General features: G+C 62.0%; 18 protein-coding genes. 3 read left to right on the top strand and 15 right to left on the bottom strand.

Annotation, left to right across the window (positions count from 1 at the left end; genetic code table 11):
* Positions 1 to 27: 27 nt before the first annotated feature.
* The 8 genes from QCE58_RS17520 to QCE58_RS17485 all read right to left on the bottom strand — a co-directional run bounded on the left by QCE58_RS17520 (position 28) and on the right by QCE58_RS17485 (position 7,455).
* Entirely contained in the window at positions 28 to 630 is a 603-nt protein-coding gene (locus tag QCE58_RS17520) for a dimethylsulfoniopropionate lyase (protein WP_250522423.1), read from the bottom strand.
* Between the two features lie 13 nt (positions 631 to 643).
* Positions 644 to 1,837 (bottom strand): Xaa-Pro peptidase family protein, encoded by a 1,194-nt coding sequence (locus QCE58_RS17515; RefSeq protein WP_250437557.1) that lies wholly within the window; start codon positions 1,835 to 1,837, stop codon positions 644 to 646.
* Positions 1,838 to 1,849: 12 nt separating this feature from the next.
* On the bottom strand, positions 1,850 to 2,980 hold the full coding sequence (locus QCE58_RS17510; protein WP_250522424.1) for a hybrid-cluster NAD(P)-dependent oxidoreductase: 1,131 nt from the start codon (positions 2,978 to 2,980) through the stop codon (positions 1,850 to 1,852).
* A 101-nt stretch (positions 2,981 to 3,081) separates the two neighbouring features.
* On the bottom strand, positions 3,082 to 3,630 hold the full coding sequence (locus tag QCE58_RS17505) for a GNAT family N-acetyltransferase (protein ID WP_250437559.1): 549 nt from the start codon (positions 3,628 to 3,630) through the stop codon (positions 3,082 to 3,084).
* Between the two features lie 27 nt (positions 3,631 to 3,657).
* Positions 3,658 to 4,260, bottom strand: coding sequence for a helix-turn-helix domain-containing protein (locus tag QCE58_RS17500; protein ID WP_250522425.1), 603 nt, complete (start codon positions 4,258 to 4,260; stop codon positions 3,658 to 3,660).
* A gap of 104 nt (positions 4,261 to 4,364) precedes the next feature.
* Complete coding sequence (glyA, locus tag QCE58_RS17495; RefSeq protein WP_250441646.1) at positions 4,365 to 5,612, bottom strand: serine hydroxymethyltransferase; 1,248 nt, start codon at positions 5,610 to 5,612, stop codon at positions 4,365 to 4,367.
* A gap of 143 nt (positions 5,613 to 5,755) precedes the next feature.
* On the bottom strand, positions 5,756 to 6,454 hold the full coding sequence (locus QCE58_RS17490) for a GNAT family N-acetyltransferase (RefSeq protein WP_250437560.1): 699 nt from the start codon (positions 6,452 to 6,454) through the stop codon (positions 5,756 to 5,758).
* Positions 6,455 to 6,567: 113 nt separating this feature from the next.
* Entirely contained in the window at positions 6,568 to 7,455 is an 888-nt protein-coding gene (locus tag QCE58_RS17485) for an SDR family oxidoreductase (RefSeq protein ID WP_250522426.1), read from the bottom strand.
* Positions 7,456 to 7,557: 102 nt separating this feature from the next.
* On the opposite strand from QCE58_RS17485, the gene QCE58_RS17480 reads away from it, so the two are divergent.
* The gene (locus tag QCE58_RS17480) at positions 7,558 to 8,379 is read left to right on the top strand and encodes a helix-turn-helix transcriptional regulator (RefSeq protein ID WP_250507901.1); all 822 of its coding nucleotides are present in this window, start codon (positions 7,558 to 7,560) and stop codon (positions 8,377 to 8,379) included.
* A 4-nt stretch (positions 8,380 to 8,383) separates the two neighbouring features.
* Here QCE58_RS17480 and QCE58_RS17475 read toward each other — a convergent pair whose 3' ends face one another.
* Positions 8,384 to 9,085, bottom strand: a complete 702-nt coding sequence (locus QCE58_RS17475; RefSeq protein ID WP_250507902.1) for an SDR family NAD(P)-dependent oxidoreductase — start codon at positions 9,083 to 9,085, stop codon at positions 8,384 to 8,386.
* Positions 9,086 to 10,126: 1,041 nt separating this feature from the next.
* Between QCE58_RS17475 and QCE58_RS17470 the strand changes: the two genes are divergently transcribed.
* Together QCE58_RS17470 and QCE58_RS17465 are read left to right on the top strand one after the other, a co-directional pair.
* Entirely contained in the window at positions 10,127 to 11,899 is a 1,773-nt protein-coding gene (locus tag QCE58_RS17470; RefSeq protein ID WP_250522427.1) for a ShlB/FhaC/HecB family hemolysin secretion/activation protein, read from the top strand.
* A 67-nt stretch (positions 11,900 to 11,966) separates the two neighbouring features.
* Positions 11,967 to 12,959 carry a hypothetical protein gene (locus QCE58_RS17465; RefSeq protein ID WP_250522428.1) on the top strand — a complete coding sequence of 331 codons (993 nt, stop codon included), beginning with the start codon at positions 11,967 to 11,969 and terminating at the stop codon, positions 12,957 to 12,959.
* Between the two features lie 61 nt (positions 12,960 to 13,020).
* Here the strand turns inward: QCE58_RS17465 and QCE58_RS17460 are convergent, their stop codons facing one another.
* The 6 genes from QCE58_RS17460 to QCE58_RS17435 form a co-directional block, all read right to left on the bottom strand.
* Complete coding sequence (locus QCE58_RS17460; RefSeq protein WP_008346261.1) at positions 13,021 to 13,278, bottom strand: hypothetical protein; 258 nt, start codon at positions 13,276 to 13,278, stop codon at positions 13,021 to 13,023.
* Between the two features lie 38 nt (positions 13,279 to 13,316).
* Complete coding sequence (locus QCE58_RS17455) at positions 13,317 to 13,574, bottom strand: hypothetical protein (RefSeq protein WP_008346263.1); 258 nt, start codon at positions 13,572 to 13,574, stop codon at positions 13,317 to 13,319.
* Positions 13,575 to 13,617: 43 nt separating this feature from the next.
* A complete protein-coding gene (locus QCE58_RS17450) occupies positions 13,618 to 13,875 on the bottom strand; it encodes a hypothetical protein (RefSeq protein ID WP_250458684.1) in 258 nt (85 codons plus the stop codon).
* Between the two features lie 447 nt (positions 13,876 to 14,322).
* Positions 14,323 to 14,580, bottom strand: a complete 258-nt coding sequence (locus tag QCE58_RS17445; RefSeq protein WP_008346266.1) for a hypothetical protein — start codon at positions 14,578 to 14,580, stop codon at positions 14,323 to 14,325.
* 448 nt (positions 14,581 to 15,028) lie between these two features.
* A complete protein-coding gene (locus QCE58_RS17440; protein ID WP_008346268.1) occupies positions 15,029 to 15,286 on the bottom strand; it encodes a hypothetical protein in 258 nt (85 codons plus the stop codon).
* 43 nt (positions 15,287 to 15,329) lie between these two features.
* Positions 15,330 to 15,587 (bottom strand): hypothetical protein, encoded by a 258-nt coding sequence (locus QCE58_RS17435; RefSeq protein WP_250458684.1) that lies wholly within the window; start codon positions 15,585 to 15,587, stop codon positions 15,330 to 15,332.
* Positions 15,588 to 15,769 lie beyond the last annotated feature (182 nt).

Raw genomic sequence — 15,769 nt, 5'->3', positions numbered from 1 at the left:
CCCGCTGGGCGGGGCTTCGAAAGCCGCCTAATCCCCCTCCCTCGTCAACAGACACCAGATCGCGAAAAACGGCACATCACCCGACCGCATCGCGTGCGGATTATTCCGCACGTTATGAATCCCGCCGCCGATGCCCGGATCGCGCCATTCTCCGCCGTTCTGCCGAAACTCGCCCGGCGTGAACAGCACATAAGCTTCCTCGGGCGGATGACTGTGATCCGGATAACGCGTATGCGGCAGCATCAGCGAAAAGCCCAATTGCACGTCATAACGGCTCTCCGCGCCGCCGGGACCGCAGATCATGCCGTGCACGTGTGCATCGATATAGCCGTCGCTACCGTTCACGCCCGATGATCGGCGCGACCAGCCGAGATCGGGTTCGAGCGCCTTGATCGCGCGCGCGGCGGTGCCGAAGCCGGTGTCATCGTCGATGAAAGGCGCGAGCGTCGCGTCGAGCCATTCGCATGCGGGATAGCGCGTGCGATGCCGCGCGCCATCGTCGGATGGCGTCCGCAATCGCTCGAACACGCGCGCCGCGATGCGACGTCCCGCTTCCGGCAGCTTCTCCGATTGAAACAGCTTCTCCGCGATGGCGATGTAAGCCGCCACGTTCTGCGCACGACGATTCATGAAGCGCTCTCCGTCACAACCAGTCGGTCTCGAAGCTGCATGCCGTGAGCGGCACGCAGCCGTGCTCCGTAAGCACCACTTGTTCCTCCAGTTTCACGCCCTGACATCCGCCTTCCGCGCCGATATAGCTTTCGATGCACAGCGTCATCCCCGTTTCGAAGACGCCGTCATAGCCCGCGCTGTCCCAATCGACCTGATGCGCGATGGCCGGCGCTTCATCGACCATGCCGATGCCATGCGCGATGCAGCTATACCGGTTCTTCACGTACGGCGCGGGAATCTTCCACGCCTTCTCGGAGAACTCGCGATAGGTCATGCCCGGACGCAGCAGGTCCATGTTGAAATGCACCTGAGAATAAGCCAGTTCGTACAGCTTGCGTTGCTCGTCGGATGGACGCGTGTCGCCCACCGTCCAGGTGCGCGAAATGTCGGAGCAGTAGCCGTGCGGGCCGACCATGTCGGTATCGAAGGCAAGCAGTTCGCCGTTTTGCAGCACGCGCGACGAACATTCGCGCATCCACGGATTGGTGCGCTCGCCGGACGCGAGCAGTCGCGTCTCGATCCATTCGCCGCCGTGACGGATGTTCTCGAAGTGAAGATGCGCCCATAGCTCCTGCTCGGTCATGCCGGGCCGAAGCTCGCGACGCATCCGTTCGATACCGGCCTCGCACGCGCGCAGCGATTCGCCGATCAGCACGAGCTCGCCCGCCGACTTGATCGCGCGGGCGTCTTCCATCATCGCCTGACCGTCGAGCAAGGTAAGGCCGCGATTGACGAGCAGCGCCGAGCCGATCGGATCGAGCCGGTCGACCGCGAGCCGGCTGTCGCCGCGCGCGTGCGCGCGAAACACATCGACGATTTCGTTCGCCCACACTTCGGCGCGGCTTTCCGCTTCGTGGCCCGCGCTGAAATAAATCCAGCTCACCGCGCCGCGCATTTCGACGTTCAACTCGATGCCGTCCCAAACGTGCTCGCAGCTATGAAACTCCCACGCGACGATGCGGCCATCCGCGAACACCATGATGTAGCGCGACGGATTGCGCGCGGTCCATATCTGCATGTTGGACGTGTCCGTCGCATAGCGGATATTGACGGGGTCGTACAGCAGGATCGCGGGACATTCGTGTCGCTTCAATTGCGCAAGCACGCGCGCGAGCCGATAGGTTCTGACATCGCGCATCGTCCGCACCGGGTCTTCGACCGCCATGTGCGCGTCTCCTCACAGTTCCAGTACGAGGTCCGAAGTCGGACGGCTGCAGCACAACAGGCGAAATCCCTTCTGGACTTCCCTTTCGCGAATGCCGCCGTTGTGATTCATGTCGACGGTGCCTTCGAGCACCTTGGTCTTGCACGTCCCGCATATGCCCTGACTGCACGATGACGCCACCGCGACGCCCGCCTTCTTCGCCGCCGACAGCACCGTTTGCGATGCGTTCATCGTGAACGATTTCGACGAGCGCGACAGCTTCACGGTGAAGGTTTCCTGCGCAACGCCGGCTTCGTTCGGCGAAGGCGCGGGCGCGACGCCCGCACCGATATCGAAGCTTTCCTGGTGATAGCGCGCCGGATCGTGACCGCCTTCGCGAAGCAACGTCCGCACCGCGCTCATGTAGCCGGCCGGGCCGCACGTGAAGACCTCGCGCTCCAGATAGTCGGGCGCCCATTGCGACAGCAATTGCAGGCTGAGACGGCCGATCGGACCTTGCCACTGCGTCTCGTCGCCGATGCCTTCGCACACGAAGAACACGCGCAGGCCCGGCGAAAGCTTCGCGAATCGCGCGAGTTCATCGCGGAACACGATATCCGCAGGCGTACGCGCGCTGTGGATGAACACGATGTCGCGATCCAGCCCAAGGTCGATGCTCGCGCGCGTCATCGACATGAGCGGCGTGACGCCCGATCCCGCCGACAGAAACAGCGATTTCGTCGCGGGCGCGACGCTCGGCGTGAAAGCGCCGGAAGGACCGTATGCACGCAGTTCGCTGCCGGGCTTCATGTTGTCGTGCAGCCAGTTGGACATCGTTCCGCCCGGCACGCGCTTCACCGTTATCGAGAGCAAAAACGGGCGCGTCGGTGCGGAGGAGATCGTGTAGCAACGCTCGACCGATTGCCCTTGCACCTTCGCCGACACCGTCATGAACTGGCCCGGTTCGAACCGCACGGGCAGGCCGTCGGCGGTGCGGAATTCGAAGCTCTTGATATCGTGCGTTTCGTCGACGACGCGGCAGCACGTCAGCGTCTGTTGCTCGCCGCTCGGCCATAGCTTGCCGCCATGTTCCCAGGTGGCGGCATCGGCGAGGCGATCGTCGAGATCGACCGCGGGAGCAAAAATTCTGTCGACGGAATTCATGGCGCGAAAAAGAGTGCGTTGGCGATGAGCGAAGTATTGGATCGCCCATAAACACCGTCAACGCGCTTTATTTTCCGCGTTCCATTACTTGATGTTATGCGTCAGCCGTCGACCGGCGCGACGGGCGTTTCGAGCTTGAGCTGATAGAACGCCGCATCCAGCCAGCGGCCGAATTTGAACCCGGCTTCGGTGATCGTTCCCGAATGCGTGAAGCCGAGCCGCGTATGCAGGCGGATGCTGCCCGCATTCGTCGCATCGACGCAGCCGACGAGCACATGCACTTGTGCTTCGCGCGCGCGCCGGATCAGTTCGCGCAGCAGCCGCTCGCCGAGCCCGAGGCCACGGCAATCGCGATGCACATAGACGCTGTGCTCCACGGTGTACTTGTAGGCGGGAAACGCGCGGAACGTGCCCCAGCTCGCAAAGCCCATGAGCTTGCCCGACGCATCGACGGCGCCGACAACCGGAAAGCCGCCCGCGCGTTTCGCGGCGAACCACGTCGACATGGCTTCGGCTGGGCGCGGCACGTAGTCGTACAGCGCGGTCGAGTTGACGATGGCTTCGTTCAGTATGTCGAGGATGGCCGGCGCGTGTTCGGCCTCGTTGCAATCGATGAGGCGCACGTCGTCGTGCGGATCGGTGGTGTTCATTCGATATCCGTTCAGGCTGAAGATGAATCAGTTGGCGGACGCGTCGCCGATGGCGAGAATGTAGCGCGCCGCTTTCGAAGCCGGGTTGCTGAAGATGAGCGGGCGGTCGAGGCGCATCGCGAGGCAGTCGCCTTGCTGAAGCGCGTGAAGCTCGTCGCCGATCACGATGTCGATGCGTCCGCTCATCACCCAGACTTGCTGGTGCATGTTCGATTCGCGTCCGCCGGTTTCATACGCGACGCGCGCGCCCGGCGGAAAGTCCACTTCGACGAGCTGAAACGGCGACGGCCAGCCCGCAGGCGATAGATTGCGGCGCGTATAGCCGGATTCGGGATCGCGCCATTTCAATTGCTGGCGGCGCCGCGCGAGCGGTTGCGCGGGCGCGCCTTCCGCTTCCCCGCCGAAAAGGCTCGCGAGCGATACGCCCAGGCCCGCCGCGAGCTTGTCGAGCACGACGGCGGTCGGGCTGGCCGCGCCGCGCTCGATCATCGAGATCATCGAGCGGCTCACGCCGCAGCGCGCCGCGAGCGCGTCCAGCGTGTAGCCGCGCGCGGCACGCAACTCGCGCACGCGATCCGCGATGCGCTGGTTGATGTCGGCTTCAGCGGAAGGCTTGTCGGTATCTAGCATAGTGGACGGAGTATCCAATAAACTAGACGTCGATGTCAAGCGAAAGCGGGCTTCGCTGCACGAAGACAGCGAAGCCCGCCGATCACGCCTATAACCGGTTCAGATCAGCCGTACACGGGGAAGCGCTTGGTCAATTCCGCGACCTGCTGACGAACGCGTTCGAGGTTGCCCGCGTCTTCCGGGCTTTCGAGCACATCGGCGATCAGGTTGCCGACGATCTCCGCTTCCTTCGTGCCGAAGCCGCGCGTGGTCATTGCGGGCGAGCCGAGGCGCACGCCGCTCGTGACGAACGGCTTCTCCGGATCGTTCGGAATGGCGTTCTTGTTGACCGTGATGTGCGCGGCGCCGAGCGCGGCTTCCGCTGCCTTGCCGGTGATCTTCTTTGCGCGCAGATCGACAAGCATCACATGGCTTTCCGTGCGGCCCGAGACGATACGCAGACCGCGCTTCACGAGCGTTTCGGCCAGCACGCGCGCGTTGTCGACCACGCGCTGCTGATATTCCTTGAACTCCGGCGACAGCGCTTCCTTGAACGCGACGGCCTTCGCGGCGATCACGTGCATCAGCGGACCGCCTTGAATGCCCGGGAAAATGGCCGAGTTGATCTGCTTCTCGAACTCGGCCTTCATCAGAATGACGCCGCCGCGCGGGCCGCGCAGGCTCTTGTGCGTGGTCGTCGTGACGAAATCGGCGTGCGGCACCGGATTGGGATACACGCCCGCCGCGATCAGGCCGGCATAGTGCGCCATGTCGACCATCAGATACGCGCCGACGCTCTTCGCGATCTTCGAAAGACGCTCGAAATCGATCTTCAGCGCAAACGCCGACGCGCCCGCGACGATCAGCTTCGGCTTGTGTTCATTCGCGAGTTGCTCGGCCGCTTCGTAGTCGATGTCTTCGGCTTCGTTGAGACCGTAGCTCACGACGTTGAACCACTTGCCCGACATGTTGACCGGCGAGCCGTGCGTAAGGTGGCCGCCGTGCGCGAGGCTCAGGCCCATGATGGTGTCGCCGGGCTTGAGCATCGCGAAGAACACGCCCTGATTGGCCTGCGAGCCGGAGTTCGGCTGCACGTTCGCGGCTTCGGCGCCGAAAAGCTCCTTCACGCGATCGATCGCGAGCTGCTCCACCACGTCGACATATTCGCAACCGCCGTAATAGCGCTTGCCCGGATAGCCTTCCGCGTACTTGTTGGTGAGCTGCGAGCCTTGCGCGGCCATCACGGCCGGGCTCGTGTAGTTCTCCGACGCGATCAGCTCGATGTGATCTTCCTGGCGTCGGTTTTCATTCGTGATGGCCGCCCAGAGTTCCGGATCGACGTTTTCAACGGTGCTGGTTGCGCGATTGAACATGATGGTACCCATGTAAGAGAGAAGCGGGTTGCTGCGGGAACGCGTGACTGTCCCGTATTCCATCGAAAGCCGGCTCGCGCGGATAGAAGAATTACGACATTGCGCTGGAATGCGGGCACCTGCGCATTCGCCGCAGTGAATGCTTATTTCATCGGGCGGCTGATTCGCATCAACGTGAACGCGTGACGCAGCTCGAAGCCGAGCCGTTCATACAGCGCGATGGCGCTTTCGTTGTGACTGAAGACATGCAGAAACGGCGTGTCGCCGCGCTCGCCGATTTCCTTGCGCAGGATGTTCATGAGCCGTCCGGCCAGACCGCGTCCGCGGCAACGTTCATCGACGCATACCGCGCTGATCTCCACATGACCGTCGATGGCCATGCGCTCGCCCGCCATCGCGATGAGTTCGCCTTGCTCGCGAATCCCGATGTAGCGGCCCATTTCGCGCGTGCGCCTGCCGAACGGACCGGGTTTCGTGCGTTGCACGAGCGCGAGCATGGCGTCGATATCGGCAGCGCCGAGCGCGATCACGTCGCGGTCGTCGATGCTTTGCGTGAAACGCGACGTCGCGATCATCTGATGGATGGTGCCGACGCGCTCCGCGTGCAATGCGCCGATGTCCGCGAACGCATCCGCCGACAGCATCGCGACGTGTTCGCCGGGTTGCAGCAGCGCGTGCAGCGCGCGCCAGGCATCGGGTGTATCGGAGGCGATGGCCCCGAACGGCGCGACATCCGGATGGAAACGCCGCGCGAGTGTGTCGCCGAGGCCGAGATGCGCCTGCTTCGTGGTCAGCGCGGTCCAGATCGGGCGGTCGAGTGCGGCGTGGGTCGGGCGGATCATATCGGCTCCGGTTGCGAAAGGTGATCGAATGCCGATCACTTTAGGCAATTCCGAGCGTTCCGGCTATTGTCGGAAATGACAGTTTCGGGGGCATTTGCGCCAAACGAAACGCGTCAGGGGTAGCGCGCTTCGTCCAGATCGGCGATGAGCGTCGGGCCTGTCGGTTTCCATCCGAGGCGCGCCTGCGTCAGCGCGCTCGACGCGGGCATGTCCAGGCCGACGAACATCGCCATCCAGCCGAAATGCGCGGCTGCATCGTCCGGAGAAATCGACGCGACCGGCAGCTTCAGCCCGCGTCCGAGCGCTTCGGCAATCGCGCGGCTCGCGATGCCTTCCTCGCCGACCGCGTGATAACGCGCGCCGCTTTCCGCCTTCTCGACGGCGAGCCGGTAGAGCCGCGCGGCATCGGAGACATGGCCCGCCGGCCAGCGATTGCCGCCATCGCCCACATAAGCGACGACGCCCTTGTCGCGCGCAATGCCGATGAGCGGCGTGATGAGACCCTGCTTCAACGGATCGTGAACCTGCGGCAGTCTCACCACCGACACGTTGATGCCGGAATCGAGCAGCGCGTTCCCCGCCAGTTCGGACGCGATGCGCGGATTCGGATGACGCGTGTTGAAGACGTCCTCGCGCGCCGGTTCGCCGTGCTCGCCGCTGCCCATGCCGGTGCCCGACGTGATGACGAGCGGACGATTCGTGCCCGCGAGCGCCGATCCGAGCGCGGCGATCGCGCGCTTGTCCTTTTCGCAGTTCTCGACGAAGCGCGAGAAGTCGTGATCGAAGGCCGTGTGGATGACCGCATCCGCCAGCGCCGCGCCCCGCGCGAGGCTTTCCGGATCTTCCAGCGTGCCGCGATGCACTTCGGCGCCGGCATCTTCGAGCGCCCGCGCGCCCGCATCCGAGCGCGTCATGCCGATCACCCGATGACCCGCGTTGATCAATTCGTGCACCAAGGCCGAGCCGATGAAGCCGGTCGCGCCCGTCAGAAAAATTCGCATGGTGAAGCTCCCTGGTCGAATGGCGCTCACTATCCGACGTTTTTTTATCCCGTTAAAGTAGTGACGTCATCCTATTAAAACGACTAACAGGGTTTCATATCCGTGGATACGGCCAGATCGCTCGGCGATTTTCTGCGCAGCCGGCGCACGCGTCTCGATCCGGCGAGCTTCGGTTTCGCCGGACGCCGCCGCACGCCCGGCCTGCGCCGCGAAGAGGTCGCCCAGCGCGCGAACATCAGTCCGACCTGGTACACGTGGCTGGAGCAGGGACGCGGCGGCGCGCCGTCGGCCGATGTGCTGGAGCGCATCTGCGGCGCGCTGTTGCTCACCGATGCCGAGCGCGAGCATCTCTTCATGCTCGGGCTGGGACGGCCGCCGGAAGTCCGTTACCGGTCCGCCGATGGCGTCAGTCCGCGGCTTCAGCGTCTGCTCGATTCGCTGCAGACCAGCCCGGCCATCGTCAAGACGCCGACGTGGGATGTCGTCGCGTGGAATCGCGCCGCGGCCGTCGTGCTGACCGATTACGGCACGCTGCCTCCCGGCGGGCGCAATATCCTGCGATTCCTGTTCCGCAATCCCGATGTCCGCGCGCGGCAGCACGACTGGGACAGCGTCGCGCGCTTCGTCGTCGGCGCGTTCCGGGCGGATGTGGCGCGCGCGGGGCTGGTGTCGGAAGTCGGCGAGCTCGTCGAAGAGCTTCGGCACGCGAGTCCCGAATTCGACGCGCTCTGGCGCGACAACGACGTCCACAGCCACGAAGAAGGCGGCGGCATCAAGCGTCTGATGCATCCGGCGCTCGGATCGGTCGAGCTGGAATATTCGGCGTTTTCCGTCGATGGCCGGCCGGATCTCGGCATGATCGTCTACACGCCCGTCGACCGCGGGATGGCCGAGCGGATCGGCCAGCTCGCCGCGAGCGCGTGACGCTTCAGAACTTCTCCGCCCACGGCCGCAGCTCGATTTCCCACGTCCACGCGCTGCGATGCTGGCGCAGCACATCGAGATAGGTTTGTGCGATGGCGTCGGGATCGAGCGTGCTGTCCGGCGCGTCGGGCGGATCGGCGCGATGTTCGGCGCGCACGCCGCCGTCGATCACGAAATGCGCGACGTGAATGCCCTTCGGCGCCAGTTCGCGCGCGGCGCTTTGTGCGAGGCCGCGCAACGCGAACTTGCCCATCGCGAAGGGCGCGGACAGCGCGAAACCCTTGACGCCCGCCGTCGCTCCCGTCAGCAGGATCGCGCCTTTGCCGGCGGGAATCATGCGGCGCGCGGCCTGCTGGACGGCGTGAAACGCGCCGAGCGCCGAGACGGCGACAGCCTGCGCGACTTCTTCGGCATCGAGTTCCGCGATGGGTCCGCGCACGCGCCCGCTCGCGTTGTAGATGACGATTTCCGGCGCGCCGATGCGGGCTTCGGTCTGGGCGAAGAGCGTTTCGATCTGACCGGCATCGGATGCATCGACGGGTAGCGCGATGGCGCCGGTTTCATCGACGAGCGCCGCGAGCTTCTCGACATTGCGCGCCGCGATGACAACCGGAATGTTTTCGGCGCGCAGACGCCGCGTAAGAGAGCCGCTGATGCCTGGCCCGGCACCGACGATGAGGGCGCTACGGTAGGGAAGTGTGCTCATGGTTTCACGCTCGGACGAAAGGTGGAACCGATGATAACTGGGGTGGGAAATCGGCGCGCGGACCGGCTGCTGCGGGGCTGTTTTTGATGAAAGTCGATGGGTTTCTCAGCGCGACGTGATCGTCGCTACATCCGGCGCGCTGACGAACGGTGGCACGCTCGCGGCGCAGCGGAATACGAGCGTCAATGCGGGCAGCGCAAGACCGATGCAGGTCATTGGCGCATCAGCAAAAAAAGGATTCTGACTCGGCAACGCGGCGCGTGTCGGACGTTGGTGATCTGAACATCGTCAGCGTGCAGGATGTGACCACGAGCAGCGCGCATCGGAGCAGCGCGGGCGGCGGGTTCACGATTAGTCAAGCGGAGGCAGCGCGAGCTTCGGCGCGCAGAACGCGTGTTGTATGCGCTTGATCGTGATCACGTAGATCCGTGATCACGGCCCTCGATGTCGCTGTATGTCGGCGTGCCAGTGTACTCAAGCTGTTCTGCGGTGCGTCCGCGGCACTTGCAATCACCGCGCCTTTCAGATCGATGTTGCCCTTCACATTGACGTTAAAGCCGCCTTCGCCGGCCAGAATCTCCGCCTGCTGATTGACCTACGGATAGTCGCCGTCGGCGTGACGCGCGAGGCCGCACCGCAGCCGACAGCAGGACGGAATGACTCTCAACATCTGACCCCTATTGAAATGGTCCAACGATAGTCACAATCTTTTTCTGATTGAATGGAAAGATCAGGAAAGGATTATTTACGGCCACGACGGAGACGGCGATAGTAAGAAGTTTCCGTCGGTCGTCCGAGAAGGCGAAGAAAAAGTAAAAGGACGGATCGTAGTTAATCAGAGCACGGCTCATTCACCGGGCCGGGTTCAGGCGCTCATGAGCGTCGTTCATGGTAATGACGACGCTCTCTCCACGTCCGACACACGCATCAGCAGCGGCGTTCTGCTCGGCCTTGGTCGGGTAAGTCGCTCGGGTTTGGCGTATGGATGTTGTCGCCGCCCGCGACGGTTTTTTTGTTCCATTCAGACCTAGAAGTTAGTTGATGATTTACCGAAAAAGGCTTGCGGCTCTGCCGTTCACAGCCCTGATGTCGCTCGCAGCAAATGCGCAGCAAATTCCATTCACAGACGAAGCCGCCGCCGCGCGCGCGAATGCGATACAGGATCAGCAAATCCAGCAACAACGCGAGGCACAGCAACGCGAATCGGCGATTAGAGCGCCGGCCGTGCGCTCGGAAATCCCTGACGAAAAGCGATATCCGTTGCTTCCTTCAGAGACGCCGTGCTTTCGCATCGACGCCTTCGAGCTCGATGTGCCGCAAACGCTGCCCGAGCCGATTCGGAAGCAGGGCGCATCATCGCTGCCGCTCGATCCGTTCGCGTTCGCCCGCGAGTGGCTCGACCACTACAAAGGTCAATGCATCGGCAAGGACGGCGTGAACGTACTGACCAAGGCGCTTCAGCAGGCAATCCTGAGCCGCGGACTGATCACGACGCGTGTGCTGCTGCCCGAACAGGACCTGTCGACCGGCACGCTCAAGTTCGCTCTGATCCCCGGCGTGATCCGCGAATTGCGCTTTGCCGATCCCAACACGTCGGGCACATGGAAGACCGCTTTTCCGGCGCGTCCCGGCGACGTGCTGAACCTGCGCGATCTCGAGCAAGGCCTGGAGCAGATGAAGCGCGTCGCGAGCCAGGACGTCGACATGAAGGTCGATCCGACCAGCTCGCCCGGTGAGAGCGATGTCGTCATCACCGTCAAGCGCGCCAAGCCTTGGACGTTCGTCGCCTCTGTCGACAACTCCGGCAGCCGTGCAACCGGCAAGTGGCAAGGCAACGTCAGCCTGGGCATCGACAATCTTCTTGGACTGAACGACATCCTGAGCGTAGGCGCGAATCAGGACCTGTACTTCGACGACAAGACTTTGGGCTCGCACGGCTTCAACGGTTCCTACTCGATCCCATGGGGCTATTGGACCGCGACGCTGTATGGCAACACGAACACTTACTATCAGCAGATCGCCGGTGTGAATCAATCGTTCGTGTCGAGCGGCAATTCGCAGAGCGCGGGGCTCAAACTGCAGCGCGTGCTGCGCCGCAGCCAGAGCGACGTGCTCAGCAGCTATATGCAACTCTCGAAGCGCTTCGGTGCGAGCTTCATCGAAGACACGGAGATCGAGCTACAGCGACGCAACAATACTTTCCTCGAACTGGGACTGACCGATCGACATTACTTCGGCGGTGCACAGTTCGACGCGACATTGGCATATCGCCAAGGCATCGGTGGTCTGGGCGCGAGACCCGATCCGGAACCGGATCCTTACTCCATATCCACGCGGGCACCGACCTACCGCTTCAAGATGGCCGTGCTGGATATGAACCTGTCGATGCCGTTTGCCATTGCGAAGCAAAGCTTCCGCTACGTGACGACCGTACACGGGCAATACACCAACGATCAGCTTTACTACATCGACGACCTGACGATCGGCAGCCGCTACACCGTGCGCGGCTTCGACGGCGAACAAATGTTGGCCGCAGAAAAAGGCTTCTACTGGCGCAACGAATTGCAGATGCCGATCGGACAGACGCGCCAGTCGCTCTACGTCGGCGTGGATTACGGTCGCGTGTTCGGCCCGAATACCGAGTTTCTCGCGGGCACGCAGCTCGTCGGCGCGGTGATCGGCGTTCGCGGCGGCATTCCGTCGAAGTACGCTGGGTTCAGCTATGACTTCTTCGCGGGCACGCCGATTTACAAGCCGTCTTCACTCGAGACATCGCGCGTGACGGTCGGGTTTCAGATGACCGCGCAATTCTGACGCGCGATCGACCTCGGGCTGCATTGCATGGTCAAGACACTGCGGCCCAAATAACGAAGGAGAAAACATGGCCAACGAGAAGAGTCTGACGCTCGCGTCGATTCATTCGACGGCGAAGGCGCTCATTGCCGGACTGCTGCTCGCGCTCGCCGCATGTGGAGGCGGAAGCGGCAGCGGTCTATCGGCTGTCGAGAACAACGGCAACGGGGCGACGGGAGGGACATCGTCGAATTCGGCGGATACGGCATCGACTTCATCGGACGCGCCCACATCATCCAGTGCGGCCGCGAGCTTCTTCAACAGCATCTTCTTGAAGGACAGCGGCAGCGGCTTCTATCAGTTCGATGCGAACTATCCCGGCAGCGGAGGCTACACGCCCGTCGCTTCGGGCAGAACCCGGTTCTACGTCGACAGGGATAGCGACGACAACTTCATCGCAGAGACCACAACGATAGCGGGCGCATATACGCAAGACTATGAGACGCAGCTGTATATCACGGCGGAAGGTGCGTTCACGTCGCGATCGACCCCCTACATCCATTTCGGTTCGAACTCGAAGATCTTCCAGAAGCTATCGCAAGGTTATGAGCTCGGCATGCGGGGCATGTCGACGGCCTTGGAGCGAATCACGATCAAATTGGACGACGTATCGGGTCTGCCGATCTCGGATGCCATTCGCAAGGACGAGGGTCCGGCCATCAACGGACTGCCGTTTCTGCTTGCCGCCGACAAATCGCCGATGCCGAAGGGATCCATCATCTATCAGTTGCCGTACACGGTCGTGACCACGCACTTGTGGGCGAACCTGACAAAGGGGAAGGATCCGTTTGCGTCTCTGGAGGAGATCCAGGCCAGGACCGGAGGGGCCATCCAATCGTTGGGCGGCTATCGCTATCTGCAGCCCGCGCCGAACAGCATGATTCATATCGAGTACGACGGGGCTCTGTACCACGGTGAACTGGTGAAGGCGGGTGACATCCACGATGTCGTTCCGGCTGCGTATAACAGCATTGCCGCGGATTTCATCGCGCAGCGCGAGGCAGTTGCGCTCGCAAAGTAGTGAAGAAAGGAGAAGGAAGCACAATTGTTCCTTCTCCCGTCGACGGTGCTGCTTCAGTTCTTCACGCTTTCACGCCGTGCAGCAGGCTGCCGATGGCGTCGAGCGACTTCGTCACGTTGGTCAGATCGACCTTGGTGTACTGCGATGCATCGACCTGCGTCACCGGCGCCACGTTGATCTGCGGGCTCGCGAACGCGAAGCCCGTGATCGAGTTGGCGTTGATGCCGTTGTTCTGGAAGATGCTCGCGCCGCCGACGATGGCGCCCATTTCAGCGCGACCAAGTTCCTTGCTGACGGCGAGGTTTTCGATTCTCAACATGATGTCTCTCCTGATGACGTGAATGGCTGTGTGAGGGCTTACAGCTTCACGCCGCCGAGCACGCTGCCAACCGCATCGATCGACTTCGTGACGTTGGTCAGATCGACGTTCGTGTGCGTCGAGGCATCGACTTGCGTGACGGGCGCGACGTTGGTCTGCGGGCTGGCGAACGAGAAGCCGCCGTTGACATTAGCGTTGACGCCGTTGTTCTGGAAGATGCTGGAGCCGCCGACGATAGCGCCCATTTCTTCACGGTCGAGTTCTTTGCTGACTGCGAGGGATTCGATCTTCAACATGATGGTTCTCCGGATGCGTGGATGATTGCGATGAGATGGGGAATCAGAGTGCGACGCCGCCAAGCAGGCTGCCGACCGAAGCGAGCGACTTGGTGATGTTCTTCACGTCGACGTCGGTGTGTTGCGAGGCATCGACTTGCGTGACGGGCGCGACGTTCGTTTGCGGGCTGGCGAAGGAGAAGCCGCCGTTGACATTGGCGTTAACGCCGTTGTTCTGGAAGATGCTGGAACCGCCGACGATGGCGCCCATTTCAGCACGGCCGAGTTCTTTGCTGACAGCGAGGTTGTCGATCTTCAACATGATGTAGCTCCTGACTTGGTTGGTTGGATGAGCACCAATCGTTGCGCTCGCAGCTACATATGCGAGGGCTGTGCCAGCGGCTACTAGAGGACCTGTTCGGTTAATGCAAGTCATTGATCGACATACAAAATCGAGGTACTCAAAGCAGATCTCTACGCGCAGTCCAGGTCGCTAATGGTCGCCGGCTGTCGGCCGTCCAAAGACAGATACTCGAAACATGTCTGGAGCCGGCGAACACGCAAGGTAATCAGACACGCGACACGTTTCACGCCGCAAGAAGAGAGACGAAACTATGGAATACGAAGTATCGATGAAAAAGACGAACAGCGCTCGCATCGAGCGTTGGGTCGCAACTTGGGGAAGGAAGAACCGGCAGGAAGGGAGTACAGGGAAGAGAAGCAAGGAGAAGGAAGCAGCGTTGTCCCTTCTCCCCTTGTAGACGATGCCTTACAGCTTTCCGCCCACGATCAGGCTGCCGACGGAATCAAGCGTCTTCGTCACGTTCGTCAGGTCGACGTTGGTGTGCGTCGAAGCATCGACTTGCGTGACGGGCGCGACGTTGGTCTGCGGGCTGGCGAACGAGAAGCCGCCGTTGTAGTTGGCGTTGATGCCGTTGTTCTGGAAGATGCTCGCGCCGCCGACGATGGCGCCCATTTCAGCACGGCCGAGTTCTTTGCTAACGGCGAGGTTTTCGATCTTCAGCATGATGTGTCTCCTGGGACGGGTTGGGTTGGACGAGCACCAATCGTTGCGCTCGCATCTCCATATGCGAGAGCTGTGCCAGAAGCGTCCGGATGTTGTCCGGTTAGGCCGATCCATTGAATAGCAAGGCTCACCGGGCATCTACAGCATCATTCACGAACGAGCGGCGCATCGATTCGTCGGCTGCGCGATGACAGATCGCCGGACATGTCGGCGCACGACCGACGGTCCGCGTACACGAATGCGACGGGCTCAGTGAAACAGCCCATATCACATGCACGCGCCGTACAACGCTGGTGACAAAGCCACTTGCAGGCGATTGCCTTAGCGGAAAAAAGCCAAAAGAGGAGCGGCCTGGTCAATCCGCGCATTGCGCGCGTGCGGCCTTCGGAACAATGACGAGAGGGAGAAGGAAACGTCGTCGGTTCCTTCTCCCTTCGAGGGATGATGCTTACAGCTTCGCGCCGAGAATTTCGCTGCCGACGGTGGTGAGCGACTTCGTGATGTTCTTCACGTCGACGTCGATATGTTGCGACGCATCGACTTGCGTGACGGGCGCGACGTTGGTCTGCGGGCTGGCGAACGAGAAGCCGCCGTTGACATTGGCGTTGACGCCGTTGTTCTGGAAGATGCTGGAGCCGCCGACGATAGCGCCCATTTCTTCACGGTCGAGTTCTTTGCTGACTGCGAGGGATTCGATCTTCAACATGATGGTTCTCCGGATGCGTGGATGATTGCGATGAGATGGGGAATCAGAGTGCGACGCCGCCAAGCAGGCTGCCGACCGAAGCGAGCGACTTGGTGATGTTCTTCACGTCGACGTCGGTGTGTTGCGAGGCATCGACTTGCGTGACGGGCGCGACGTTCGTTTGCGGGCTGGCGAAGGAGAAGCCGCCGTTGACATTGGCGTTAACGCCGTTGTTCTGGAAGATGCTGGAACCGCCGACGATGGCGCCCATTTCAGCACGGCCGAGTTCTTTGCTGACAGCGAGGTTGTCGATCTTCAACATGATGTAGCTCCTGACTTGGTTGGTTGGATGAGCACCAATCGTTGCGCTCGCAGCTACATATGCGAGGGCTGTGCCAGCGGCTACTAGAGGATCTGTTCGGTTAACTCGCCGGCCTGATAGGAAAGGGATTTCGGGGTGGAAGCGCGATTTGCGCGCCGAAACCATCCGCAATAGGCGAGGCC

It is taken from the genome of Caballeronia sp. LZ028 (assembly GCF_031451415.1).
In the GTDB taxonomy this organism is placed as follows: domain Bacteria; phylum Pseudomonadota; class Gammaproteobacteria; order Burkholderiales; family Burkholderiaceae; genus Caballeronia; species Caballeronia zhejiangensis.
This window is presented reverse-complemented; position numbering and strand designations above follow the sequence as displayed.